The sequence below is a fragment of the Stenotrophomonas sp. STEN021 genome, assembly GCF_056760175.1.
In genome coordinates this window covers 1-24,910 of the sequence record NZ_JBRREH010000073.1, presented here as the reverse complement: position 1 = coordinate 24,910, position 24,910 = coordinate 1, and the positions used below count along the sequence as shown (strand labels likewise).

Sequence of the window (24,910 nt, the reverse complement as noted above, 5' to 3'; positions counted from 1 at the left end):
CCCCCCCCCGTGCTGTCGCCCAAACCCCCCCCGCCCACCCGGGGTTTTTTTTTTTTTTTTTTCTCGGCGCCGCCCCCCCCCCCAAGCCGGTGCAAACAAAACCGGCAGGGTGGCTGCAATTGCATTCATTCCAGGCAGCCTGGGCATTTCCAGCTTCGCGGCTAACGCCGCTCCCACAAGATTGGCGGCCTACAATCGGGTTTTTGCTCAGAGATGATCCGATGCACCGCAGAATCGCGCTGGGACTGTTGGCATCGACCATGACCGCATCTGCCTTGGCTGCGGAACCCCGCAACTTCGATATCCAGCACTATGCAGCCAGCCTGGATCTGGATATCGCAGCCGGTCAGTTGCAGGGTGAAACCCTGGTGCGCTTCGACGCCACGAGCGCACTGCAACAGCTGATTCTTGACAGTGGTGAGCTGGTCGTCGATTCGGTCACGCAGAATGACAAGCCCCTCAGCTTCCAGCAGGCCAATGGAAAGCTGGCCATCCGCCTTGCAACGACGTTGACGGCGGGCCAGCAAAGCAGCGTACGTGTGCACTACCACGGCAAGCCACGCTTGGGCCTGGAGTTCGCCGCCGAGCGCGGCGAGGTCTACACGATATTTTCCACCAGCCAATGGATGCCGTCGGTGGACGCGCCGGATGAGCGCGCTACGCTGCAGCTGGCGCTGCGTCTGCCTCGCCAGCTGCGTGCGACGGCGGTTGGCGATGAACTGCCATCGCGCCTGCTCGATGATGGTCGCGTCGAACGCCGATGGCAGCTGCGCAAACCAGTGCCTGCGTTTGTCTATGGCTTTGCTGCCGGCCCTTACCAGCACGCACGGCAGGGACGCTTGCAGTTCTACTCGAAGGACCGCTCCGAGGCCGAACTGCGGCAGGTGTTCGCGGCCACCGACGACATGCTCGACTTCTTCGCAGCACGTGCAGGCTTGGCCTATGAAGGCGACTATCGGCAGGCGCTGGTCGCCAACACCATCGGCCAGGAAATGGCCGGTCTGTCGGTGATGTCGGAGGCCTATGGCAAAGGCGTGCTGGATGATCCCAGCCAGACCGGCTTGATCGCCCATGAAGCCGCGCATCAATGGTGGGGCGTACGCGTGACCTGTGCCAGTTGGGAGCACTTCTGGCTCAACGAAGGTTTCGCCAACTTCATGACGGCGGCGTGGCTGCAGCAGTCGCAGGGCGAGGCCGCCTACCAGGCGATGGTGCAGGGCTGGGAGCAGAGGGTGTTGGCGCTGCGCGAGAAGGGGGCTGATCGGCCGTTGGTGTATCCGGATTGGAACAAACCCAGCGCCGATGATCGTGCGGTGGTCTACAAGAAGGGCGCGTATGTGCTGCACCGCCTGCGCATGGAATTGGGCGATGCGCTGTTCTGGCGCGGGCTGCGCGAGTACACGCAGGCCTATGATGGGCGCTCGGTGGTGACTGCGGATTTCCAGCAGGCGATGGAGCGCGCGGCCGGGCGCTCACTGCAGGGGTTTTTTGATGCCTGGGTTTATGGAGTAGGTGGTGCGCTGGGGTGATGGGTTTGCTGCCAAGAGCTACCCCTCCCCAACCCTCCCCTTCGCTGCGCGAAAGGGAGGGGGCAAAAGCGGCTACCTGCGATCTGCCAGACCTGCACAAACGGCCCCCTCCCTTTGCCGCAGGCAAGGGGAGGGCTGGGGAGGGGTAGTTTTTGCTTTTGCTTGGCCGTTGAACAGCCAAAAACCTCAATGCGCAGGCGCAAACCCACCCGCAAACGACGCCAGCACAGACCCCGCCTGCTCCTGCGCCGGACCAGCACTGGCCAGCGCCTGCTGATAGATCTTGAAAGCCGCAGCGTTGTAGGCCACCAGCACAATCCGCGAAGGCCGCGCATGGCTCTTCTGCCAGGTCATGGTCTCGGTTGCGGCAATCACCGCTGCCGAATGCAGCGGGTAGCCGTACACCCCGCAACTGATCGCCGGGAAGGCGATCGACTCCAGTCCCATCTGCTCGGCCAGCCGCAGCGACTGCCAGTAGCAATTGGCCAACAACGCCGCCTCATCATGGCGACCATCGCGCCACACCGGGCCGACGGTATGGAACACGTGCTTGGCTGGCAGATTGTGGCCGCCTGTAGCGCGTACTTCGCCGGTAGGGCAGCGCACACCGGCGCGCAATTCGGGCAATTGCGCGCATTCGCGCAGCAGGCCTGGGCCCGCAGCCCGATGGATGGCACCGTCCACGCCGCCGCCGCCAAGCAGGGTTTCATTGGCTGCGTTGACGATGACGTCAACCGCCAGTTCGGTAATGTCGCCCTGCCAGACTTCAATGTTCATGGCCGTGATCTTCCATTGCGATATATGAGAAAAATGTGACGGCTACCGCCAGGCCCGGCACAGTCGCAGTCTGCGCTCATGCCGTCTCATCCGGCGCGATTGGTGGGCACAGAAAAGCACGAAGGCCGCATGGGCGGCCTTCGCGTTGCTGACGGGTTAAGTAACGACCGTTACGGAAGACCGGCCAGCCAGTCGTCGTCGGAGCCGTCGTTGATGTCGGCAAACAACGGCGTGGAGAAGTAGCGCTCGCCGGTATCCGGCAGCATCGCCAGGATTACCGAGCCGGCCTCGGCATTGGCGGCCACATCCAGTGCGCTGGCAACCGTGGCGCCGGCAGAGATGCCAACGAAGATGCCTTCCTCGGCTGCCAGGCGGCGCGAGGTTTCAATCGCGCGTTCGTCCTGGATCGACAGCAACTGGTCGTAGACGTTGCGATTGAGCACTTCCGGGATGAAGTCCGGGGTCCAGCCCTGGATCTTGTGCGGGGCGAAATCCTTGCCCGCCAGCAGCGCGGCGCCGGCCGGCTCGGTGGCGATGATGCGGGTTTCCGGCCGGGCCAGCTTCAGCACTTCGCCGACACCGGTCAGGGTGCCGCCGGTGCCCCAACCGCTGACGAAGTAGTCCAGGCGCTTGCCGGCGAAGTCGCGCAGGATTTCGGCGGCGGTGGTCTGGCGGTGATAGGCCGGGTTGGCCGGGTTGGCGAACTGGCTGGCCAGGAACCAGCCGTGCTGCTGTGCCAGCTCCTTGGCCTTGCGCACCATGCCGCTGCCACGCTCGGCGGCCGGGGTCAGGATGACCTTGGCGCCATAGGCGCGCATCAGCTTGCGGCGCTCGATGGAGAAGGTTTCCACCATGGTGGCGACAAACTTGTAGCCGCGCGCGGCGGCCACCATCGCCAGGGCGACACCGGTGTTGCCGGAGGTGGCTTCGACGATGGTGTCACCGGGCTTGAGCAGGCCCTTCTTCTCGGCGTCGAGGATGATGGCCAGGGCCAAGCGGTCCTTGACTGAACCGGCCGGGTTGAACGACTCGATCTTGACGTAGATGTCCACGCCGGCCGGAGCCAGGCGGTTGAGCTTGACCACCGGGGTATTGCCGATGGTATCCAGGATGCTGTTGTACAGGGCCATTGAAATCTCCGGGGAGGTGGTCAGGCGGCATCGGCCAGTGTGGGCGGTGCTGTCTTTGCGGAAAGTGAGGAAACAGGGGGCGTTGCGTGCAGCGGGGCGTCGCCGAACCAATGCAGTTCATCGGCCAGCGCTGCCACGTCGCCGAGGATCAGTAGCGCCGGAGACTGCACCTGGTGCTGGGCAGCGGCCTCGGGTAACTGGCGCAGCTGCCCACTGACGACACGCTGATTGGCACGCGAGCCGTTTTCGATCAGGGCGAAGGGGGTGCTGGGTGTCAGCCCGGCGCCGAGCAGGTGGCTGCGGATCTGCGCCAGCGCGGCCACGCCCATATAGAACACCAGCGTCTGCCGCGGCTCTGCCAGCGCCGGCCAATCCAGCGTGTCCAGCGAGTCCTTGCAGTGTGCGGTCACCAGCCGCAACTGCTGGGCGTGGTCACGGTGGGTCAGCGGAATACCGGCGTAGGCGGCGCAGGCCAGTGCGGCGGTGATGCCGGGCACCACTTCAAAGGCGATGCCATGGGCGCGCAGGAACTGCAGTTCCTCGCCGCCGCGGCCGAACACGAAGGCATCGCCCCCCTTGAGCCGCACCACGCGTTTGCCGGCGCGGGCATGTTCCAGCATCAGCGTATGGATGTGCTCCTGCGCGGTGCTGCGGCCCTGTGCGGATTTGCCGACCTCGATGAAGTCGGCATCGCGCCGCGCCAGCAGCAACACCTCGGCACTGACCAGGCGGTCATGCAGGATCACATCGGCCTGGTTGAGCGCGCGCAGGGCGTTGAGGGTGAGCAGGCCGGGGTCACCGGAGCCGGCACCCACCAGCACCACCGAGCCGGCATGCGCCGGGGCTTCGGCGGCCATGTCCAGCAGCAGCTGGGTTTCCGCAGCAATGGACTGGCGTGCGCGCAGCAGCCCAAGCAATGGACCGTCGATCAGCCGGTCGAAGAAACGGCGGCGCGCGGCAAGCTCGGGGAAGCGCTCGCGTATCAGCCCACGCTTGCGGCTGACCAGCTGCGCCAACTGGCCCCAGGCCTGATCAAACAATTCCTCGATCTGACGGCGCACATGACGCGCCACCATCGGTGCACCGCCGCCACTGGAAATGGCGATCTGCAGGGGCCCGCGTTCGACCACCGCCGGCACGTGGAAGCCGGACAATGCCGCATCATCGACCACGTTGACGAACAGCCGACGCGCTTCGGCGGCCTCGGCGACCGCGCGGTTGATGACGATATCGTCGGTGGCGGCAATCACCAGCCAGATCGCCTGCTCCAGCCAAGCCGGATCAAACTGACCATTCAGCCATTGGATGCGTCCGCCATCGGCCAGTTGCTGCAATGCCGGGCTCAAGGCTGGTGCGCCGATCCGGGGCAGGGCGCCAGCGCGCAGCAGCGCCTCGGTTTTTCGCTCGGCCACCGCGCCCCCGCCAACGACCAACACGGCCCGACCTTTGAGGTCGGCAAACAGGGGGAACAAGGGGCTGTCCAAGGCGATGGCGGAGGTAGTTTGAGTAAGGACCGTGACCGTAGCGCCGGCCCCACAGTGCCGGAAATGAAAAGCCCCTCACCACAGATAACTTTAGGTTATAAGTATCGACACCGTTTTCGCCTACATTCTTCACAGTTCCTTACTGAAGATCTCTCTCCAACACTGCGATGACACTTACCCAACTGCGTTACCTGGTTGCTATTGCCGATGCCGAGCTGAACATAACGCTCGCCGCGACACGGGTGCATGCCACCCAGCCGGGGTTGTCGAAACAGCTCAAACAGCTTGAAGACGAGTTGGGTTTTCTGTTGTTCGTGAGAAAGGGAAGAAGCCTTGAATCGGTAACGCCGGCAGGCGAAGAAGTCATCAACCGTGCGCGCAGCGTGTTGGCCGAAGCCAACAACATCCGCACCTACGCGGCGAACCAACGCCGCGAAAGTCACGGTCAGTTGATCCTGACCACGACCCACACGCAGGCACGTTTCGTGCTGCCACCAGCGGTTGCACGCATCAAGCTGGCGTATCCGCAAGTGAGCGTGCATCTGCAGCAGGCTGCTGAAAGTGATGCATTGGATCTGCTGAGCCAAGGTGATGCGGATATCGCCATCATCAGTACCGCGGGTGGCGAACCGAGCACCGGTATTGCCGTGCCGCTGTATCGCTGGCGCAGGTTGGTGCTGGTGCCCAAGGGCCATCCGCTGGATCGCGCCGGGGTAACGCCGGACATGGCCGCATTGGCCAGCCATCCCTTGATCAGCTACGAGTCTTCCACCCGCACCAGTTCATCGCTGCGTCGCGCCTTTGCCGCGCTGGATCTGGAGCCGGATCTGACCTTGACCGCGTTGGACGCGGACCTGATCAAGACCTATGTGCGCACCGGACTGGGCGTCGGCCTGCTCGCGGAAATGGCGGTAAGCGCCAACGACACCGACCTGCGCGCGTGGCCGGCACCGGCATCGATTCCAGAGTGCATCGCCTGGGCGGTGTTGCCGCGCGATCGCGTACTGCGTGACTACGCCCTGGAGCTGGTGCACGTGCTTGCACCGCAGATCGACAAGCGTGATCTGCGCCGCGTGTTGGACGGCAACCAGCAGGCCGATTGGCCGGTGCCGCCGACCTGGGAATCGTTGACGCAGACGATTACCGTCTGAGTGAGACAGGCTGGGTGACCGCACTGGCAATCCTGCCTGGTCTCGATGGGACGGCGGCACTGCATGCACAGTTTGTCGCCTGCCTGGGTGATGTGTTTGGGCCGGTGACGGTGCTGCGTTACCCGCCGGATAAAGCGTTGGACTATGCGGCGCTGGAGGTGCTGGTCAGGGCTGCGTTGCCCAGCGATGTTCCCTTCGTGCTGTTGGGCGAATCCTTTTCCGGTCCGATAGCGCTGTCTATTGCAGCTGATCCACCGGCCAATCTGGTTGGCTTGGTGTTGTCCACAACCTTCGCACGCACGCCGCTGCCGCTGTTCTCGCCGCTGGCGCCGCTGACGCGTTTTGCGCCGGTTCGCGCGCTGCCGCTGGCCTTGCTGTCCTGGTGGTTGCTGGGCCGCTGGGCAACGCCAGCATTGAACGTGTCGCTCGAACGGGCCTTGCTTGAAGTGCACCCAGCTGTGTTGCGGCAACGTGCGGCGCTTGCAATGCAGGCGGATGTATCGGCATTGCTGACGCGCGTCACCTTGCCGGTGTTGTATCTGCGAGCAAAGAACGATCGCTTGATCATGCCCAGGGCCGGTGAGCTTGTTCTGTCGGCGATCAAGCATGCGACCGTCAGGAGTATTGCAGGTCCCCATCTCCTCCTGCAGGCATGTCCTTCACCGGCGGCGCGGGCTGTGCGCGATTTCGTTGAAGGCCTGCAGTCGGCCAGACTCCGCTGACGCTTCACCCGTCGAATTTTTCGAATCCTGTAGGAGCGGCGTAAGCCGCGAAGCTGATGGTTCATCGGGTTCCAGATGATTCGCTGATTTCATTGAAGTCAGCGTCGCGGCTTACGCCGCTCCCACAGAATTCGAGATGTTGATGTGGCACCGTGCAGCAGCATTGGTGGAGCGGAGCCATGCCCCACTGGGGCTTTGCCGACAGATCATGGTTGGGTTTGTGGAGCGGCGTGAGCCGCGAAGCTGACGACGCATCCGAATGCAGTCATACCGGCGATCCATTGCTGCCACCTTCGCGGCTTGCGCCGCTCCTACAGCATCTGTTGCGCTGATCTGTTGCAGTGACGGCCTCTGCCGAGCATGGCTCGGCACTACGGGGCGGCGGTTGTGGCGGTCATGCGGCAAACGGTCGCACCCTGTGCTGCGAGCCCATTGCTTCCATGCCGATAAAATGCACGGGTCATGCGTTCGCTTCGCTTCCAATCCTTTGTGCTTGTGCTGGCCTTTGCTGCTGCCTTGTTGATGGCAGTGGCGCCGGTGGTCAGCCGCTGGTTGCAGTCCCAGCAGCTGTCGATGAGCGCAATGGGCCATGCTGCGCATGAAGTAGCGATGCCGAAGCCTGCCGATGCGCACGCTGGGCATCACGACATGCAGCACATGTCGCATGACGCGCCCGCGCTGGCGGCGAACGACCTGAAGCCAACGTCGCCGGCGGATCCGCACGCCGCCCATGGCGAAGCCTGCGACTACTGCACCATGGCCTCGCGCCTGCTGCCCTGGCTGGCGGTGATCCTGATACTGGCACCGCTGCTATATCGGCTTGCGCCCGTATCTCCCCGCAAGACACTTCGACGCGCCAGTTTGCGCTGGCGTGCGCACCCGCCGCGCGGGCCGCCGATGCTCTCCAGATAACGCCACCTTTCCTGTTTGCCGTGCGCTGCCGTTGGGCGGCGCGCGGACGTGTCGTATTGGAGAATCGAATGAAATCCCTTTCCCGTATGCCGGGTGCTCCGGCATGCCTGTCTGTCTGCGTCTGCATGGCGCTGTTTCCCCTTGTCGGCCATGCCGCCGAGCGTGATCTGACCCAAACCCTGGACACCCTGGTGGTTACCGCCGCGGCGCCCTCATCGCCGCTGCAATGGGTCACCGATCCGCGCCTGCCACGGCAACCGGTGCCGGCCAGTGACGGCGCCGACTACCTGAAGACCGTGCCGGGTTTTTCGGCGATCCGTAACGGCGGCACCAATGGCGACCCGGTATTGCGCGGCATGTCCGGCTCACGACTGAATATTCTCAGCAACGACGGCAACCTGATCGGTGCCTGCCCGTCACGCATGGATAATCCGCTTTCATACATCGCGCCGGAAACCTATGACCGCTTGACCGTCATCAAGGGACCGCAAAGCGTGCGTTGGGGCGCTGGCGCCTCTGCGGGTACGGTGCGTTTCGAGCGGGAGACGCCGCGCTTCGACAGCCCCGGTATGGAGTTGAAAGCCAGCGCACTGGGCGGATCCAACAACCGCAACGACCAGATGCTGGATGCCACGTTCGGCAGCACGCCCGGGTATGTGCGGGTCAACGGCAACCGTTCCGAGTCCGACGACTACCGCGACGGCCATGGCGACGTGGTGCCTTCGCGTTGGCGCAAGTGGAACGCCGATGCGGCCATCGGCTGGACACCGGATGCTGACACGGTTGTGGAGCTCAGTGCCGGTACAGGCGATGCCATTGCGCGCTACGCCGGTCGTGGCATGGATGGTGCCGCGTTCAAGCGCGACAGTTATGGCCTGCGCTTCGAGCGCGACAACCTGCCCGGCGCCTGGGACAAGCTGCAGGCCAATCTGTATTACAACAGCGCAGATCACCTGATGGACAATTACACGCTGCGCACGCCGAACCCGGCCAGCAGCATGCCGATGCCGATGGCGTCGAATGTTGAGCGGCGCACCAGCGGCGGCCGTGTGAGCAGCGAATGGCGCTGGCAGGAGGTGGCAGTCGTCGCCGGCGTCGATGCGCAGGACAGCCGCCATCGCAGCCGCAATGGCATGGGACGCAATACCTGGCAGCAGTCGGCGTGGAAGCGCGATGCCGACTTCAGCAGCCAGGGTGTGTTCACCGAGCTGACCTTGGGCGAAGGAACCGCGCAACGCTGGATCAGTGGTTTGCGACTGGACAAGGCGACGGTCAAGGATCGGCGGGCGACGAGCGGCATGATGAGCATGCCGAATCCAACTGCGGGGCAACAGCGTCAGGAGGATCTCGGCAGCGGCTTCGTGCGCTATGAGCGCGATCATGGTCAGGCCTGGACCTGGTATGCAGGTATCGGCCACAGTGAACGCATGCCTGACTACTGGGAGTTGTTCTCGGCCAGTGCCGGGCCGGTCGGTAGCGTCAATGCGTTTTCGGGCGTGAAGCCGGAACAGACCATACAGTTGGATCTGGGCTTGCAGTTCCGCAGCGAGAAGGTCGATGCCTGGGTGTCGGCGTATGCCGGTCGCCTGCAGGACTACATCCTGTTCCAGTACCGCAGCGGCGGAATGATGGGCAGTAGCACCCAGGCTCGCAATGTGGATGCGCGCATCGCCGGGGCCGAGGCGGGCTTGGAATGGCGGCCGACGCAGGCATGGAAGCTTGGCAGCACGCTGGCTTACGCCTGGGGCGAGAACCGCAGCGAAGACCGACCGTTGCCGCAGATACCACCGTTGGAAGGGCGCTTCTCTGCATCATACGAACAGGCACGCTGGTCGCTGGGTGCCTTGTTGCGTGCGGTCAGCCACCAGAATCGGGTGGCTCAGGATGAGGGCAATGTAGTGGCGCGGGACCTGGGGCCGAGTGCGGGTTTTGCGACCCTGTCACTCAATGGCGCCTATCGGATCAATGCCGGGCTGCGTGCCAGTGTGGGCGTGGACAATCTGTTTGACCGTGCCTATGCCGAGCATCTGAATCTGGCGGGTAGTGCGGATTTCGGTTTTCCTGCTGATCCGGTGCGGATCAATGAGCCCGGGCGTTCGTTCTGGTTGAAGCTGGATTACTGGTATTGAAGCAAGGACGCCCGCCTCAGTGAGGCGGGCGTCGATTTCGCTTTTGTAGGAGCGGCGTAAGCCGCGAAGCAGATGATCTAGGTCGAATTGCACGCATGGCCTGATACAACAATAGCTTCGCGGCTCACGCCGCTCCTACAAAAGGCGGTATCGCGGCTCAGATCTCTTCGTGCAGGCCGCACTCGCGCTTCAGGCCGAAGAAGCGGGTGTCTTCTTCGCGCATGCCGGCTTCCCAGCGGCGGGTGGTGTGGTAGTCGCCGATGGACACGTAGCCCTGCTCCCACAGCGGGTGGTAGGGCAGCTTGTGCTCCTGCAGGTATTTCCACACGTCGCGGTCACTCCAATCGGCGATCGGGTTGACCTTGAAGCGCTCGCCTCGGCGCTGCAGCACCGGCGTATTGGCACGACTTGCCGACTGGCTGCGGCGCAGGCCGGTGAACCAGGTGCCTACCTGCAGGTCGTCCAGGGCGCGCTTCATCGGCTCGACCTTGCGCAGGTTGTTGTACTGCTCGATGCCGACCACGCCCTGCTCCCACAGGCGGCCATGGCGCGCTTCCATCCAGGCGCGACTGACCTGCGGGCGGTAGACCTTGAGGTTGAGCTTGAGCCGGTCGGTGAGTTCGTCGGCGAATCGGTAGGTTTCCGGGAACAGATAGCCGGTGTCGATGAGGATCACCGGAATGTCCGGGCGCTGGCTGCTGAGCAGGTGCAGGGTCACCGCCGACTGCGCACCGAAACTCGACGACAGCACATGTGCGCCGGGTGCGTTCTGCAGTGCCCATTCCACGCGCCGCTGCGCATCCATCGAATCGAGCAGGGTATTGAGCGAGCCCAGGTCGTCAGGCAGGGTCACCGACGTGGTGTGAGAGGTCTTGGGCAGGGCGCTCATGCTTGCAGTTCCACGGATATCTGGCGGTGGGTGGGGTAGGGAGGAAGGGCGACGATGCCGGCCCGGTGCAGGAAGTCACCGAAGCCTTCGTTGCCATCGCGCTCACCGGAATAGCGGGCGAACAGTGGCGCCAATGCGTCCAGGATCTCCGGCTCGGTGATGTTCTCGCGATACAGCGTGTTGAGGCGCTGGCCGCGATGATCGGCGCCGAGCATCAGGTTGTAGCGGCCCGGTGCCTTGCCGACCAGGGCGATCTCGCCCAGGTAGGGACGCGAGCAGCCATTCGGGCAGCCGGAGATGCGCAGCAGGATCGGCGCATCGGTCAGCTGATGCTGTTCCAGCAGCGGTTGCAGCTTGGCGCTGAACTCGGGCAGATAACGCTCGGCTTCGGCCATCGCCAGGCCGCAGGTGGGCAGGGCGACGCAGGCCATGGCGGCGCGTGCCAGCGCGGTCGGGGCGCGGTTGCCGATATCCAGCCCGGCGCCGTGCACGATGGCATCGATCTGCGCGCGTTGTGCGGCGGGGACGCCGACGATGACCAGGTTCTGGTTGCCGGTCATGCGGAACTCGCCGTCGAGGATGCGGGCGATTTCGCGCAGGGCGGTCAAGTGCGGGGCGCCGGCGACGTCGGCGATACGTCCGGCCTGCAGCGACAAGGTCAGGTGCCAGCGGCCGTCATTGCCTTCAACCCAGCCATAGCGGTCGCCATTGTGGGCGAACGCCTGCGCACGCGATGGCGCGAAGCGGATGCCGGCGCGGCGCTCGATCTCCGCCACGACCGTGTCCAGGCCGTGATCATCGATGGTGTACTTGAAGCGGGCGCGCTTGCGGACGTCGCGGTTGCCCAGGTCGCGTTGGGTGGTGACCACGGCGGTGGCGACATCAAGCAGGGCTTCACGGTTGATGAAGCCGACATTGTTGGCAATACGCGGATAGGTTTCGGCATCGCCGTGGGTGGCGCCCATGCCGCCACCGATGGTCACGTCGTAGCCGAGCAGTTCGCCGTCGGCATCAAGCACGCCGATGAAGCCCAGATCGTTGGCATAGACGTCAACGTCGTTGAGCGGCGGCAGCGCGAAGCCAATCTTGAACTTGCGCGGCAGGTAGCGCTCGCCGTAGATCGGCTCTTCCTCGGTACCGCTGCCGGCCACGCGCGCTTCATCCAGCCAGATTTCGTAGTAGGCGCGGGTATTGGGCAGCAGGTGTTCGGAAGTGCGCGCAGCGTCGGCGTACAGGGTGGCGTGTGCGCTGGACAGCAGCGGGTTGGCCGCGACCAGCACATTGCGGTTGACGTCGCCGCAGGCAGCCAGGGTGTCGATCAGCGCGGCGTTGATGGCTTGCATCGTTGCCTTCAACTCGCGCTTGATCACGCCATGGAACTGGAACGCCTGGCGCGTGGTGATGCGCAGTGAATGGTTGCCGTAGCGGGTGGCGATGCTGTCCAGCTTCAGCCACTGCTCGGGGCTGATCACGCCGCCGGGGGTGCGGGTGCGGATCATGAACTGGTAGGCCGGCTCCAGTTTCTGCCGGCGGCGCTCATCGCGCACATCGCGGTCGTCCTGCTGGTAGCTGCCGTGGTACTTGATCAGGGTCTGGTCGTCTTCGCGCAGGGCGCCGGTGACAGGATCGGCCAGGCTTTCCAGCAATGAGCCACGCAAGCGGTTGCTGTCGGCCTTGATGTTCTCAACGGAGTGGGTGCTCATTCTTTTCGCTATCTGGAGTCAGAGGTTGTAGGAGCGGCGTAAGCCGCGAAGCCACTGCTGCGTCAACACGCAGGGTCAACGCCAACAACACTCAATACACGTCCCGTCCATAGCGCCCCTCCGTGTGCAGTCGAGTCAGATAGTCGCGGGCATCGTCTTCATCCAGCCCGCCGTGTTCGCGCAGTACATCCAGCAGTGCGGCATGCACGTCCTTGCCCATGGCGATGGCGCCACACACGTACAGGTGTGCGCCGTTCTGCAGCCAGTCGTAGAGATCGCGGCCGCGGGTACGCAGGCGTTGCTGCACGTAGATCTTGTCGGCTTGATCGCGTGAGAACGCCAGGTCCAGACGATGCAGCTCCTTGCGGCGCAATGCGTCCTGCCATTCGGTCTGGTACAGGAAATCGGTATTGAAGTGGCGCGCGCCGAAGAACAGCCAGTTGCGGCCGGTTGCACCGATCTCCGCGCGTTCCTGCACGAAGCCGCGGAACGGGGCGACGCCGGTGCCTGGGCCGATCATGATGATGTCGCGGCTGCTTTCGGCCGGTACCCGGAAGCGTTCATTGGCTTCGATGTAGACCGGCAACTGCGCACCTTCTTCCAGTGCGGTCAGGAAGCCGCTGGCGGCACCAACGTGCTCGCTGCCATGGGCGTGGTAGCGCAGTTCGTCGACGGTCAGGTGTACTTCTTCGCCGACCCGCTTGCGGCTGGAGGCGATGGAGTACAGGCGCTGGGCGGCGGGGCGCAGAGTGCCGAGCAGGGTTTCGGCGTTCCACTCGGCCGGCCAGCGACGCAGCACGTCGACCAGTTGATGGTCTTCGAATACGGAGGCCAGTTCGTTCTTCTGTGCCGGATCAAGCAGACGGGCAAGTTCCGGATGCGCACTGCACTCAGCCACTGACGTCAGCAGTGGGCGCGAGATACGGGTGAGCTCGCGGTGCTCGCCCAGCCACTGTGCCAACGGCCGGCTGTGGCCGTCGTGTTCGACCTGCTGCGTGCCATCGAGGCCGGTGACATCCAGTACCGCTTCGACCAGTTCGGCCGGGTTGCGGTGCACGATGCCCAGTGCGTCGCCGGGTTCGTAATGCAGGCCGCTGCCTTCCAGTGACAGCTCAAGATGATGCACCGACTTGGCGGCGTTGCCGTACCTGGCATAAGCCGGACCCTTGAAGTCGCGGCCACTGATGACCTGGCGCGACAGCAGTTCGGCGCTGAATGGGTGTTGCGCAGTCCAGGCGCCGGCATGGCGCAGGGGGGTGACATTGCTGGATGTGGCGACCACGGCCTGACCGATCACCTCGCGCGCATCGAGCAGTGCCTGTGCCTGCCACGGTGCCGCTACGGTATCGATGTCCAGATCGGCCTCGCCCACGGCCTGCAGGCGGGTGGCGCCCAGCTCGGCCAGACGGCTGTCCAGCTTGCGGGCGATGCCGCAGAACTCCACATAGCTGGAGTCGCCAAGGCCCAGCACGGCGTACTTCAGCTCCGGCAGCTTGGGCGCTCGCTTGCCGGCGATGAACTCGACCAGCCCGATGGCGTCGTCCGGCGGGTCGCCTTCGCCCTGGGTACTGATGACGATGTAGAGCAGGCGCTCGTTGGCCAGCTCGCGGGTAGCGTAGGCGTCGGCGCGCACGACGCGGACCGGTAGCCCGGCTGCTTCGGCCTCGGCGGCCAGCTGCTCGGCGGCGCGGCGGGCGTTGCCGGTCTGGCTGCCATAGATCACGGTAAGCCGGGTCTGGGCCGGCTGTGTGACCGGACCGCCGGGGATGACAGACAGGGACGGGGGAGGGTTGCCCTGTGCCAAGCCGGCCGCAAAGCCGGACAACCACCAAAGGCTGTTGCCGTCCAGACCGTCGACCAATCGCGTCAGCAGGACCCTGCGGTCTTCGGGCAAGGGGCTGGGTGGCACGTTGGCGGCGGCAGTCATTTCCATTCCGGTCCATGTAGGGATGACCGATGCTAGGTACAGCGCGCCATCAGGGGAAAGGAGCAGCGGTTATCGCTTCATGCCTTGGGTTTATTTCGATTGTCTTTGGTGGTGGTTCTATAGTCCCCATTCGATTCAGCTTCAGTGGCATTTCGCTGTTACCCTTCATTGCTGCCTCTCCATACCTCTTCTAAATTGCGTCCGAAATGACTGTTACAGTAGCTTTGTCTCACCTCGATCGGCTGGAAGCCGAGAGCATACATATGCTGCGCGAGGTGGCTGCCGTCTTCGAAAATCCAGTGTTGCTGTACTCGGTGGGCAAGGACAGTTCAGTACTGCTGCACCTGCTGCTGAAGGCGTTCGCGCCCGGACCGCCGCCGATCCCGCTGCTGCATGTGGATACCCGTTGGAAGTTCAGCGAGATGATCGCGTTCCGCGACCGCCGGGTGGCCGAAACCGGCACCGAGCTGCGGGTGCATATCAACCCGGACGGCATTGCCCGCGACATCGGCCCGATCAGCCACGGCCCCAGTGTGCATACCGATGTGATGAAGACCCAGGGCCTGAAGCAGGCCTTGGACAAGTGGAAGTTCGATGCCGCCATCGGTGGCGCGCGGCGCGATGAAGAGAAGTCGCGCGCCAAGGAGCGGGTGTTCTCGTTCCGCAATGACCGCCACCGCTGGGACCCGAAGAACCAGCGTCCGGAGCTGTGGAACCTGTACAACGCGCGTATCCACCAGGGCGAGAGCGTACGCGTATTTCCACTGTCCAACTGGACCGAGCTGGATATCTGGCTCTATATCTACCGCGAGAAAATCCCGGTGGTACCGCTATACCTCGCTGCTGAACGCCCCGTCGTCGAGCGTGACGGCAGCCTGATCATGGTCGATGACGAGCGCCTGCCGCTGCATCCGGGCGAAGTGCCGCAGCTGCGCAAGGTGCGTTTCCGCACGCTGGGTTGCTATCCGCTGACCGGCGCAATCGAGTCCGAAGCCGACACCCTGGAAAAGATCATCGCTGAAATGTTGGTATCGACCAGTTCAGAGCGGCAAGGCCGTTTGATCGACCATGACCAGTCCGCATCGATGGAGAAGAAGAAGTTGGAGGGGTATTTCTGATGAGCGCCGTGACTGCCACCTCCGATATCGCCACCTATCTGAAGACCCACGAAACCAAGCCGCTGCTGCGCTTCATCACCTGCGGCAGCGTTGACGACGGCAAGAGCACCCTGATCGGGCGCCTGCTGTATGAAAGCAAGCGCCTGTTCGATGACCAACTGTCGGCGCTGGAGGCAGACAGTCGCCGCCATGGCACCCAGGGTGAGCGTATAGACTACGCGTTGCTGCTGGATGGGCTGGCCGCCGAGCGCGAGCAGGGCATCACCATCGATGTGGCCTACCGCTACTTCGATACCGACCGCCGCAAGTACATCGTCGCTGACTGCCCCGGCCATGAGCAGTACACCCGCAACATGGCCACCGGTGCCTCGACTGCCGATGTGGCAGTGGTGCTGGTGGATGCACGCAAGGGCCTGCTGACCCAGACCCATCGGCACAGCTATATCATCTCGCTGCTGGGCATCGGCCAGGTGGTGCTGGCGGTGAACAAGATGGATCTGGTCGATTACGACCAATCCGTATTCGAGCGCATCGTTGCCGACTATCAGGCGCTTGCGGCACAGCTGGGCATTGCCAACGTGCAGGCGATTCCATTGTCGGCGCTGGAAGGGCAGAACCTGTCCACGCGTTCGGCAGCTATGCCCTGGTATGGCGGCCCCAGCCTGATCGAGCATCTGGACACGGTCGAGCTGAGTACGCACGACGCCGCCAGCGGGCTGCGTTTGCCGGTGCAATGGGTCAACCGACCGAACCAGGACTTCCGTGGCTTTGCCGGCACCATTGCCGCCGGCCAGGTGCGCGTGGGTGATGACGTGGTGGTGCTGCCGTCGGCGCGCCGCTCCACGGTCAAGCAGGTGCTGGGGCCGGATGGTCCGCTGGCAGTTGCCGCTACCGGTCAGGCAGTGACGCTGACCCTGGATGATGAAGTCGATGTCAGCCGCGGTGACGTGATCGCCGCTGCCGGTGATCCGCCTGAAGTGGCCGACCAGTTTGCCGCCCACGTGCTGTGGATGGACGACGCTGCCCTGCTGCCGGGGCGGCCGTACTGGCTGCAGATCGGCAGCCGCACCGTGGCGGCAAATATCAGCGAGATCAAGCACCGCGTCGATGTAAATACGCAGGAGCGCCTGGCTGCCAAGCGCCTTGAACTGAACGAGGTGGGCTACTGCAACCTGTCGCTGGACGAGCCGGTGGCCTTTGCTCCGTATGCGCAGAACCGGGCCTTGGGCGGCTTCATCCTGATCGATCGCCAGACCAACGCCACCGTCGCCGCCGGCACCCTGGATTTTGCCTTGCGCCGCGCTGGCAACGTGCATTGGCAGCATCTGGACGTGGACAAGGCCGCGCGGGCGCGGATCAAGGGCCAGCAGCCCAGGGTGCTGTGGTTCACCGGTTTGTCCGGTGCGGGCAAGTCCACCGTCGCCAACCAGGTCGAGAAGCGCCTGCATGCACAGGGCGTGCATACCTTCCTGCTGGATGGCGACAACGTCCGCCATGGCTTGAATCGCGATCTGGGCTTCACCGACGAGGACCGGGTGGAGAACATCCGCCGCGTCGCCGAGGTGGCAAGGCTGATGGCCGATGCAGGGCTGGTGGTGCTGGTCAGCTTCATCTCGCCCTTCCGTGCGGAACGGCAGATGGCGCGCGAGCGCTTCGAGGATGGCGAGTTCATCGAGGTGTTCGTCGATGTGCCGCTGGAAGTGGCCGAGGCCCGCGATGTGAAGGGCCTGTACCGGAAGGCGCGTGCCGGGCAGATCCCCAACTTCACCGGCATCGATTCGCCGTATGAAGCCCCGGAGGCCCCGGAGCTGCATCTGCGTGCAGATACCGACAGCGTGCCGGCGATGGTGGAGCAGGTGCTGCAGGCGCTGCGCTGAGGTGCCAGTTTGTAGGAGCGGCGTCAGCCGCGAAGCCAGCAACCCGTCAGCCCCTGAATTCATCTGCAATTGCAGTCTCTACCCATCCCTTTTGCGCAGCAAAGGGGAGGGTTGGGGAGGGGTAAGCTCTACCGCCTTTTGCATATCACCAGCTTCGCAGCTGACGCCGCTCCTGCAGTCGAGCGTCGCTCCCGGGATGGGGGTTCCCCCCCTAACGGCACATCCGGCCGTCATCTGGCACCGCTAGACTGCTTGATCGTGTATCAGATGGGACTGCGTATGTTCGGGCGATTTGCCGCCACCGTTGTGGGTGGCACTGTCTTGGCGCTGGCGTTGGCCGGATGCAACCGCAAGAACGCCGAGGCGCCACGGCAAGCCGCCGGTGCGGTGCTGGTTACCACCCAACTGGTTGAGACCGCTCCGTGGAGCGATACGCTGCAGGCCAACGGCACTGCCAAGGCGCGTGAATCCATCATCGTCACCGCCAAGGTCAGCGAGATCATCGACAAGGTACATTTCGAAAGCGGCCAGCAGGTCGCCAGCGGTACACCCTTGGTGACCTTGCGCGGCCAGGCCCAGCAGGCCGCGCTCGCCCAGGCCCAGGCCACCTTTGCCGAGGCCGACCGGCTTTACAGGCGTCAGCGTGAACTGGCTGCACAACAGCTGGTTGCCCATTCAACCCTGGACACCCAGCAGTCGATCCGTGATGCCGCCGAGGCCCGCGTGCAGCAGATGCGCGTGGATATCACCGACCGCCAGGTGCGTGCGCCATTCGCTGGCGTATTGGGTATCCGCCAGGTCAGCCCGGGGTCGCTGGTCACCCCGACTACCGCTATCGCCACGCTGGACGACATCTCGCGCATGCACGTGGATTTCCAGGTGCCCGAAGCACAGCTGTCCTCGCTGCAGAACGGCGACAAGGTCAGCGGCAGCAGCATCGCCTACCCGGGCCGCACGTTTGAAGGCACCGTGAGCACCATCGATGCGCGCGTCGATCCGGGCAGCCGCGCGATCACTGTTCGCGCCGATTTTGACAATGCCGACCATGCGCTGCGTCCAGGCATGTTGCTGGACGTGCGCCTGTACCGTCCCGAACGCGACGCCTTGGTGATCCCGGAGATTGCAGTGGTGCAGGTCGGCCGCGACTCCTACGTATTCCGCGTCAAGCAGGACCAGAGCGTCGAGCGCGCCGACATCAAGGCCGGCACCCGCCGCGCGGGCGTGGTGGAAATCGTCGAAGGGCTGAAGGCGGGCGACCGCATCGTGGTCGATGGCACCGGCAAGCTACGTCCTGGCATCCGTATCCAGGATGACAAGCCGGCCAAGGCCGCCGATGCGACCACGCCGCTCAAACCGGCTGAAGTTGCGGCACCGGCCAAACTGGCGAACGCCGGATGAAGCTGTCCGATCTTTCCATCAAGCGGCCGGTATTGGCCGTGGTGATGAGTCTGTTGCTGCTGGTACTGGGCATCATGTCGTTCAACCGTTTGACCCTGCGCGAGCTGCCAGCCATCGATCCGCCGATCGTGTCGGTGTCGGTGGACTACACCGGCGCCTCGGCAGCGGTGATCGAGAGCCGCGTTACCCAGGTGCTGGAAGACGCGCTGGCCGGTATCGAAGGCATCGATACCATCAATGCGCGCAGCACCAATGGCCGTGCTTCGGTCAGCATCGAATTCAACGCCAACCGCGACATCGAAGCGGCCGCCAATGACGTGCGCGATGCGGTCAGCCGGGTTGCCGACCGCATGCCGGAAGAAGCGCGGCCGCCGGAGATCGCCAAGGTCGAGAGCGACGCCGATCCGATCATCTGGTTCAACATGGTGTCCTCGACGATGGACACGCTGGAGCTCAGCGATTACGCCGATCGCTATGTCGTGGACCGCTTTTCCAGCATCGACGGTGTGGCCCAGGTGCGTATCGGTGGCCGCCAGCGCTATGCCATGCGGGTATGGCTGGACCGTGATCAGCTGGCAGCGCGCGGGCTGACCGTCACCGAGGTGGAAACCGCGCTGCGCAACGAGAACGTGGAGCTGCCGGCGGGCCGCATCGAGTCGACAGATCGCGATTTCACCTTGCGCGTGGAGCGCAGTTATGTGGCCCCGGCTGACTTCGCCAGCATCCCGCTGGGCAAGGGCGCCGATGGCTATGTGGTGCGGCTGGGCGATGTGGCCAAGGTCGAGCTGGCCTCGTCCGAGCGCCGTGCCTATTACCGCAGCAATGGTGAACCGGGCATCGGCCTGGGTATCGTCAAAACCTCTACTGCCAATGCGCTGGACGTGGCGCGTGACACCCGTGCCGAGGCCGAGCGGATCGGCCAGACCCTGCCCAAGGGAACGCAGATCTTCGTCGCCTTCGACAACACCACCTTCATTGAAGCCGCGGTGGAGCGCGTCTATGCCACGCTGGTCGAGGCAATGGTCCTGGTGCTGATCGTGATCTGGCTGTTCCTGGGCAGCCTGCGCGCGGCGGTGATTCCCGCAGTGACGGTGCCGGTGTGTCTGGTTGCCGCCTTCATCGCGCTGTTCGCTTTCGGCTTTTCGATCAACCTGTTCACCTTGTTGGCGCTGGTGCTGTGTATCGGCCTGGTGGTGGATGACGCCATCGTCGTGGTCGAGAACGTGCAGCGCCGCATCGATCTGGGCGAGCCGCCGCTGGTGGCCGCCAAGCGCGGCACCGCACAGGTGGCGTTCGCGGTGATCGCGACCACCGCGGTGCTGGTGGCGGTATTCCTGCCGGTCGGTTTCCTGGAAGGCAATACTGGCCGGCTGTTCCGCGAACTGGCAGTAGCACTGGCCGCAGCGGTGGCCTTGTCGGCCTTCGTCGCGCTGACGCTGACCCCGATGATGGCCTCCAAGCTGCTCAAACCACACAGCGAGCAGAAGGTGAGCCGCCTGCATGGTTTCATCAACCGGCAGTTGGAGCGCTTGTCGGCCGCCTATGGCCGGGTGCTGGATCGCCACGTGCAGCGCAGCTGGATCTTCGGACTGGTGATGCTGGCTGCGCTGGGTGCCAGCTGGGGCCTGTTCAAGCTGATTCCCTCCGAACTTGCCCCGGCTGAAGACCGTGGCTCGTTCCAGATCATGATCGATGGCCCAGAGGGTGCGGGTTACGACTACACCGTGGCGCAGGTGCAGCAGGTCGAGAAGATCGTTTCGGGTTTCGTCGGCCCGGATGAGCCCATTGTCCGCGCCAATCCGCGCGTGCCCGGTGGCTGGGGCAACAGCGAGGAGATGCATACCGGGCGTATCAGCGTGTTCCTGCAGCCATGGCGTGAGCGCAGTGAGGCAACCAGCGATGTTGCCGACGAGCTGCAGAAAGAACTCAATGGCCTCAGCGGTGTGCGCGTACGCACCATGGTCGGTGGCGGCCTGGTGCGCAGCATGGGCCAACCCTTCCAGATCGTGCTCGGCGGCCCGGAGTATGCAGAGATCGCGCAGTGGCGTGATCGTCTGCTGGAACGCATGGCCGACTACCCGGGGCTGGTTGGCGCGGATTCTGACTACAAGGAAACCCGCCCACAGATGCGGGTCAACATCGACCGACAGCGTGCGGCCGACCTGGGTATCTCGGTCACCGACATCGGTCGCGCGCTGGAAACCATGATGGGCTCGCGTCGCGTCACCACTTTCGTCGACAACGGCGAGGAATACGATGTGCTGGTGCAGGCGGGGCGCGAAGGCCGCGCCTCGCCGGCGGACCTGTCGGCCATCCAGGTGCGCGCGCGCTCGGGTGAACTGGTGCCGCTGTCCAACCTGGTCACGCTCAGTGAAGTGGCCGAGGCCGGCAGCCTCAACCGCTTCAACCGCCTGCGTTCGATCACCATCAGTGCCAACGTCGCTCCCGGTCACACGCTGGGTGAAACCATTGCCTGGGCCAAACAGGTTGCGGCCGAGGAACTGCCCGAATACGCGCAGATCGACTGGAAGGGCGAATCGCGCGAGTACCAGAGCGCGGGCGGCGCGGTGTTGCTGACCTTCGCCATGGCCTTGCTGGTGGTGTACCTGGTGCTGGCTGCGCAGTTCGAGAGCTTCATCCATCCGCTGGTGATCATGCTGACCGTGCCGTTGGGTGTGCTTGGCGCCTTCGTTGGCCTGTACCTCAGCGGTGGCACGCTCAACCTGTTCAGCCAGATCGGCATCGTCATGCTGGTGGGCCTGGCGGCGAAGAACGGCATCCTGATCGTCGAGTTCGCCAACCAGCTGCGCGATGAAGGCCGCAATGTGCATCAGGCCATCGTCGAGTCGTCGATGGTGCGGCTGCGGCCGATCCTGATGACCTCGATCGCGACCGTGGTTGGTGCGATTCCGTTGGTGGTTGCAGGTGGTCCTGGTTCGGCCAGCCGCGCGACCATCGGCATCGTGGTGATCTTCGGCGTCAGCGTGTCCACCTTCCTGTCGCTGTTCGTGGTGCCGGCGTTCTATGCGTTGCTGGCCCCGTACACCAAGTCGCCGGAAACCGTGGCCAACGCGTTGGAGAAGCTCGAACGCGAGACGCCGGCGGTCGGCGGCCATGCGTGAGCCGCTGCTCGGTGGTCGCGTCCAGTTGCGCCCCTGGCAAGCAGGGGACTTGGACGCGCTGCTTGAGCATGCCAACGACGCTGCGGTGTCCTGCGGGTTGAGCACGCGTTTTCCCTATCCTTACACCCGCGCCGATGGGGAGGCGTTTCTGGGGGGACAGGTGCTGGACCTGCGGGGGCAGGTATTGGCGCTGGTCATTGATGGTCAGGCTTGCGGCGGTATCGGGGTCACCCAGGGCAAGGCCGAGCGCCGCTATTCGGCGTCACTGGGCTATTGGTTGGGGCGGCGCCACTGGGGGCAGGGCATCATGACCACGGTGGTCGGCGCCTATGTGCCGTGGGTGATGGACAGCCTGGAGCTGGCACGGCTGTCCGCGCAGGTGATGGCTGGCAACCCGGCCTCGGCGCGGGTGCTGTTGAAGAATGGATTCGTGGAGGAAGGCACCGAGCGCCAATCGGTGTTCAAGGACGGGCAGCTGCATGACATGCGCTGCTTCGCCCATATCAGGACTTGACTGCAATCCGCGTAAGAGCCCTGCACAGCCGGGCTCAATCGTGGAAAAATCGGCCAGCCCCGGAATTCCGGGCTTTGGCTACCTTTCAGCTTTCCGGGGAATTACGTGGAATCCATCGTCGAATACGTAAACGGCATCATCTGGAGTAATGCGCTCATTTTCATGTGCCTGGGGGCGGGTCTGTGGTTCAGCCTGCGCACCCGTTTCATGCAGATCCGTGGTTTCGCTGAAATGTGCCGGCTGACGGTACGCGGTGAGAAGTCCGAGGCCGGCGTGTCCTCGTTCCAGGCCCTGGCCATGTCGATGGCCGGCCGCATGGGTATCGGCAATATCGCCGGTGTGGCCACGGCCATTGCCTATGGCGGCCCCGGTGCGATCTTCTGGATGTGGGTCATGGGCTTCCTTGGCGCTTCCACTTCCTACGTGGAGTCGACCCTGGCGCAGATCTACAAGACCAAGGATGCCGAGGGCCGCTACCGCGGTGGCCCGGCCTACTACATTGAAAAAGCGATGGGCCTGAAGTGGTATGCGGCCGTGTTCGCCGTCGCCACCGTTATCGCTGCAGGCTTCCTGCTGCCGGGCGTGCAGGCCAACGCCATCGCCGACAGCGCGGTCAACGTGCTGTGCAACGGCGCCGATGCCTGTGCATCGATGGGTGGTGCAGCCAGCATGAAGCTGTGGATCGGCCTGAGCGTTGCGGTATTGCTGGGCATCATCATCTTCGGTGGTGTGAAGCGCATCGCCAGCTTCGCCGAGGTGATCGTGCCGTTCATGGCGCTGGGCTTCATCCTGATGGCGATCGTGGTGATGATGCTCAACGCCAGCAAGGTGCCGGCGATGTTCGCCGACATCTTCTCCAGCGCCTTCGGCGCGCATGCGGCGTTCGGCGGCATCATCGGCCAGGCCATTGCCTGGGGCGTGAAGCGCGGTATCTATGCCAACGAGGCCGGCCAGGGCACCGGCCCGCACGCCGCCGCCGCCGCCGAGGTCTCGCATCCGGCCAAGCAGGGCTATGTGCAGGCCTTCGCCATCTACTTCGACACCATGCTGGTATGCACCTCGACCGCCTTCCTGGTGCTGTCCACCGGCATGTACAACGTGTTCCGCGAAGTCACCGAAGGGGGCGTCACCAAGCTGGAAGCCATCATTACCGGCGTGCCGGGGGTCCAGCCTTCCGAAGGTGCCCTGTTCACCCAGGCAGCGGTGGAGTCGGTGTTGCCGGGTTGGGGCGCGGGTTTCGTGGCACTGGCGCTGTTCTTCTTCGCTTTCACCACGATCATGGCCTATTACTACATGGCCGAAACCAACCTGACCTATCTGGCTGGCAGCAACCGCACCCACCCGGCAGCCATGCTGGTGTTGCGTCTTGGCATCATGGGCATGGTGGTGTTTGGTGCCTACCACAATGCGAAAATGGCCTGGGCCCTGGGTGACATCGGCGTAGGTTTGATGGCTTGGCTGAACGTGATCGCCATCCTGATCCTGCAAAAGCCTGCCATGCTTGCACTGACCGACTATGAGCGGCAGAAGAAGCTGGGCCTGGACCCGGTCTTCGACCCTGATGCACTGGGCATCAAGAACGCTGATTTCTGGCGCAACAAGAAGTAATTCAAAGGAACCACTGTGAGCAACCCCTGGAACAACCGTCGCCCTTCCTCGCGGCCACCCCGCGCAATTCCGGCCGCACCTTCGGCCGCACGTGAAGGCGACGGTGTCCCGGTACGCGGCGGTGATGAAATGCGTCTGTACGGCGTCAATGCCGTGCAGGCGATGTTTGCCAAGCGCCCGCAGGCGCTGCGCAAGCTGTATCTGGCCGAGGACATGATCCCGCGCCTGCAGCCGGTACTGAAGTGGTGCGTGGTCAACCGCGTGGGTTACCGCGTGGTCGGCGACGGCGACCTCAACAAGCTGGCCGCCACCACTCACCACGAAGGCCTGGTGGCCGACGTGCAGAAACAGGAGCCGCTGCCCTTGGCGACCTGGCTGGCCTCGTTGAAGGACGGTCCGGCGCTGGCCTTGTGGCTGGATGGCGTGGGCAACCCGCACAACTTCGGCGCGATCCTGCGCTCGGCCGCGCACTTTGGTGTTGCCGCGATTCTGTTGCCGGCCGACTCGACGCTGGCGCTGTCCGGCGCCGCCGCGCGTGTGGCAGAAGGTGGCGCCGAATCTGTGCCGCTGGTGCGCCTGCCAGCCTTGCCGCAGGCCGTTGCGCAGCTGCGTGATGCCGGTTTTGGTCTGGCTGCGACCTTGGTGGCCGATGGCGACAACGTCTTCACCACCGAGCTGCCGGATCGCATGGTCTATGTGATGGGCGCCGAGAGTGAAGGCATGGACCGAGACTTCGCACAGAGCTGTGACCTGCGTCTGTCGATCCCCGGCAGTGGCGCGGTGGAAAGCCTCAACGTGGCTTCAGCCACAGCGGTATTCCTGGCCAGCTGGAACAGCCGCAAGCAGCGCTGAAAAGCGCCGTAGTGCCGAGCCATGCTCGGCAGGAGCTTCACCGGTGGAGCCTCTGCCGAGCATGGCTC

Annotated in this window: 18 protein-coding genes; 12 read left to right on the top strand and 6 right to left on the bottom strand. The window is 64.2% G+C overall.

Going from position 1 to position 24,910, the window contains the following annotated elements; genetic code table 11:
* The first annotated feature begins 221 nt into the window (after positions 1-221).
* Positions 222-1,529 carry a M1 family metallopeptidase gene (locus ACVOL0_RS15080; protein WP_481549788.1) on the top strand — a complete coding sequence of 436 codons (1,308 nt, stop codon included), beginning with the start codon at positions 222-224 and terminating at the stop codon, positions 1,527-1,529.
* Between the two features lie 186 nt (positions 1,530-1,715).
* Here the strand turns inward: ACVOL0_RS15080 and ACVOL0_RS15075 are convergent, their stop codons facing one another.
* From ACVOL0_RS15075 to cysG, 3 genes are all read right to left on the bottom strand, one after another.
* Entirely contained in the window at positions 1,716-2,306 is a 591-nt protein-coding gene (locus ACVOL0_RS15075) for an O-acetyl-ADP-ribose deacetylase (RefSeq protein ID WP_481549787.1), read from the bottom strand.
* 170 nt (positions 2,307-2,476) lie between these two features.
* Entirely contained in the window at positions 2,477-3,436 is a 960-nt protein-coding gene (cysK, locus tag ACVOL0_RS15070; RefSeq protein ID WP_481549786.1) for a cysteine synthase A, read from the bottom strand.
* 20 nt (positions 3,437-3,456) lie between these two features.
* Positions 3,457-4,908, bottom strand: coding sequence for a siroheme synthase CysG (cysG, locus tag ACVOL0_RS15065; protein ID WP_481549785.1), 1,452 nt, complete (start codon positions 4,906-4,908; stop codon positions 3,457-3,459).
* A 179-nt stretch (positions 4,909-5,087) separates the two neighbouring features.
* Here cysG and ACVOL0_RS15060 point away from each other — a divergent pair, with 179 nt between their 5' ends.
* From ACVOL0_RS15060 to ACVOL0_RS15045, 4 genes are all read left to right on the top strand, one after another.
* Positions 5,088-6,071: a LysR family transcriptional regulator gene (locus tag ACVOL0_RS15060; RefSeq protein ID WP_481509618.1), complete on the top strand. Its 984-nt coding sequence runs from the start codon at positions 5,088-5,090 to the stop codon at positions 6,069-6,071.
* Between the two features lie 14 nt (positions 6,072-6,085).
* The gene (locus tag ACVOL0_RS15055) at positions 6,086-6,793 is read left to right on the top strand and encodes a serine aminopeptidase domain-containing protein (protein WP_481549784.1); all 708 of its coding nucleotides are present in this window, start codon (positions 6,086-6,088) and stop codon (positions 6,791-6,793) included.
* A gap of 462 nt (positions 6,794-7,255) precedes the next feature.
* On the top strand, positions 7,256-7,705 hold the full coding sequence (locus ACVOL0_RS15050) for a DUF2946 family protein (RefSeq protein ID WP_481549783.1): 450 nt from the start codon (positions 7,256-7,258) through the stop codon (positions 7,703-7,705).
* A gap of 68 nt (positions 7,706-7,773) precedes the next feature.
* The gene (locus ACVOL0_RS15045; RefSeq protein WP_481549782.1) at positions 7,774-9,834 is read left to right on the top strand and encodes a TonB-dependent copper receptor; all 2,061 of its coding nucleotides are present in this window, start codon (positions 7,774-7,776) and stop codon (positions 9,832-9,834) included.
* A gap of 157 nt (positions 9,835-9,991) precedes the next feature.
* Here the strand turns inward: ACVOL0_RS15045 and ACVOL0_RS15040 are convergent, their stop codons facing one another.
* From ACVOL0_RS15040 to ACVOL0_RS15030, 3 genes are all read right to left on the bottom strand, one after another.
* Positions 9,992-10,723, bottom strand: a complete 732-nt coding sequence (locus ACVOL0_RS15040) for a phosphoadenylyl-sulfate reductase (RefSeq protein ID WP_481549781.1) — start codon at positions 10,721-10,723, stop codon at positions 9,992-9,994.
* Positions 10,720-12,426, bottom strand: coding sequence for an assimilatory sulfite reductase (NADPH) hemoprotein subunit (gene cysI, locus ACVOL0_RS15035; RefSeq protein WP_481549780.1), 1,707 nt, complete (start codon positions 12,424-12,426; stop codon positions 10,720-10,722). Before cysI ends, ACVOL0_RS15040 begins: the two co-directional genes overlap by 4 nt.
* A 91-nt stretch (positions 12,427-12,517) precedes the next feature.
* A complete protein-coding gene (locus ACVOL0_RS15030; protein WP_481549779.1) occupies positions 12,518-14,353 on the bottom strand; it encodes an assimilatory sulfite reductase (NADPH) flavoprotein subunit in 1,836 nt (611 codons plus the stop codon).
* Positions 14,354-14,559: 206 nt separating this feature from the next.
* Here ACVOL0_RS15030 and cysD point away from each other — a divergent pair, with 206 nt between their 5' ends.
* The 7 genes from cysD (at position 14,560) to ACVOL0_RS14995 (ending at position 24,842) form a co-directional block, all read left to right on the top strand.
* On the top strand, positions 14,560-15,471 hold the full coding sequence (gene cysD, locus ACVOL0_RS15025; RefSeq protein WP_481549778.1) for a sulfate adenylyltransferase subunit CysD: 912 nt from the start codon (positions 14,560-14,562) through the stop codon (positions 15,469-15,471).
* Positions 15,471-17,348, top strand: coding sequence for a sulfate adenylyltransferase subunit CysN (gene cysN / locus ACVOL0_RS15020; protein ID WP_481549777.1), 1,878 nt, complete (start codon positions 15,471-15,473; stop codon positions 17,346-17,348). Before cysD ends, cysN begins: the two co-directional genes overlap by 1 nt.
* A gap of 279 nt (positions 17,349-17,627) precedes the next feature.
* Positions 17,628-18,746, top strand: a complete 1,119-nt coding sequence (locus ACVOL0_RS15015; RefSeq protein ID WP_481549790.1) for an efflux RND transporter periplasmic adaptor subunit — start codon at positions 17,628-17,630, stop codon at positions 18,744-18,746.
* Positions 18,743-21,868, top strand: a complete 3,126-nt coding sequence (locus ACVOL0_RS15010; protein ID WP_481549776.1) for an efflux RND transporter permease subunit — start codon at positions 18,743-18,745, stop codon at positions 21,866-21,868. The genes ACVOL0_RS15015 and ACVOL0_RS15010 overlap by 4 nt, the downstream gene beginning before the upstream one ends.
* Positions 21,861-22,382 (top strand): GNAT family N-acetyltransferase, encoded by a 522-nt coding sequence (locus ACVOL0_RS15005; RefSeq protein ID WP_481549775.1) that lies wholly within the window; start codon positions 21,861-21,863, stop codon positions 22,380-22,382. The genes ACVOL0_RS15010 and ACVOL0_RS15005 overlap by 8 nt, the downstream gene beginning before the upstream one ends.
* A gap of 162 nt (positions 22,383-22,544) precedes the next feature.
* Positions 22,545-23,990 (top strand): alanine/glycine:cation symporter family protein, encoded by a 1,446-nt coding sequence (locus ACVOL0_RS15000; protein WP_481549789.1) that lies wholly within the window; start codon positions 22,545-22,547, stop codon positions 23,988-23,990.
* A 15-nt stretch (positions 23,991-24,005) separates the two neighbouring features.
* A complete protein-coding gene (locus ACVOL0_RS14995; protein ID WP_481549774.1) occupies positions 24,006-24,842 on the top strand; it encodes a TrmH family RNA methyltransferase in 837 nt (278 codons plus the stop codon).
* Positions 24,843-24,910: the final 68 nt, after the last annotated feature.

Excerpts from the sequence above, each read along its gene's own strand:
- ACVOL0_RS15080 (WP_481549788.1), top strand. The coding sequence starts at position 222 with ATGCACCGCAGAATCGCGCTGGGACTGTTGGCATCGACCATGACCGCA.
- ACVOL0_RS15075 (WP_481549787.1), bottom strand. The coding sequence starts at position 2,306 with ATGAACATTGAAGTCTGGCAGGGCGACATTACCGAACTGGCGGTTGAC.
- cysK (WP_481549786.1), bottom strand. The coding sequence starts at position 3,436 with ATGGCCCTGTACAACAGCATCCTGGATACCATCGGCAATACCCCGGTG.
- ACVOL0_RS15060 (WP_481509618.1), top strand. The coding sequence starts at position 5,088 with ATGACACTTACCCAACTGCGTTACCTGGTTGCTATTGCCGATGCCGAG.
- ACVOL0_RS15050 (WP_481549783.1), top strand. The coding sequence starts at position 7,256 with ATGCGTTCGCTTCGCTTCCAATCCTTTGTGCTTGTGCTGGCCTTTGCT.
- ACVOL0_RS15045 (WP_481549782.1), top strand. The coding sequence starts at position 7,774 with ATGAAATCCCTTTCCCGTATGCCGGGTGCTCCGGCATGCCTGTCTGTC.
- ACVOL0_RS15040 (WP_481549781.1), bottom strand. The coding sequence starts at position 10,723 with ATGAGCGCCCTGCCCAAGACCTCTCACACCACGTCGGTGACCCTGCCT.
- cysI (WP_481549780.1), bottom strand. The coding sequence starts at position 12,426 with ATGAGCACCCACTCCGTTGAGAACATCAAGGCCGACAGCAACCGCTTG.
- ACVOL0_RS15030 (WP_481549779.1), bottom strand. The coding sequence starts at position 14,353 with ATGACTGCCGCCGCCAACGTGCCACCCAGCCCCTTGCCCGAAGACCGC.
- cysD (WP_481549778.1), top strand. The coding sequence starts at position 14,560 with ATGACTGTTACAGTAGCTTTGTCTCACCTCGATCGGCTGGAAGCCGAG.
- cysN (WP_481549777.1), top strand. The coding sequence starts at position 15,471 with ATGAGCGCCGTGACTGCCACCTCCGATATCGCCACCTATCTGAAGACC.
- ACVOL0_RS15015 (WP_481549790.1), top strand. The coding sequence starts at position 17,628 with ATGTTCGGGCGATTTGCCGCCACCGTTGTGGGTGGCACTGTCTTGGCG.
- ACVOL0_RS15010 (WP_481549776.1), top strand. The coding sequence starts at position 18,743 with ATGAAGCTGTCCGATCTTTCCATCAAGCGGCCGGTATTGGCCGTGGTG.
- ACVOL0_RS15005 (WP_481549775.1), top strand. The coding sequence starts at position 21,861 with ATGCGTGAGCCGCTGCTCGGTGGTCGCGTCCAGTTGCGCCCCTGGCAA.
- ACVOL0_RS15000 (WP_481549789.1), top strand. The coding sequence starts at position 22,545 with ATGTGCCTGGGGGCGGGTCTGTGGTTCAGCCTGCGCACCCGTTTCATG.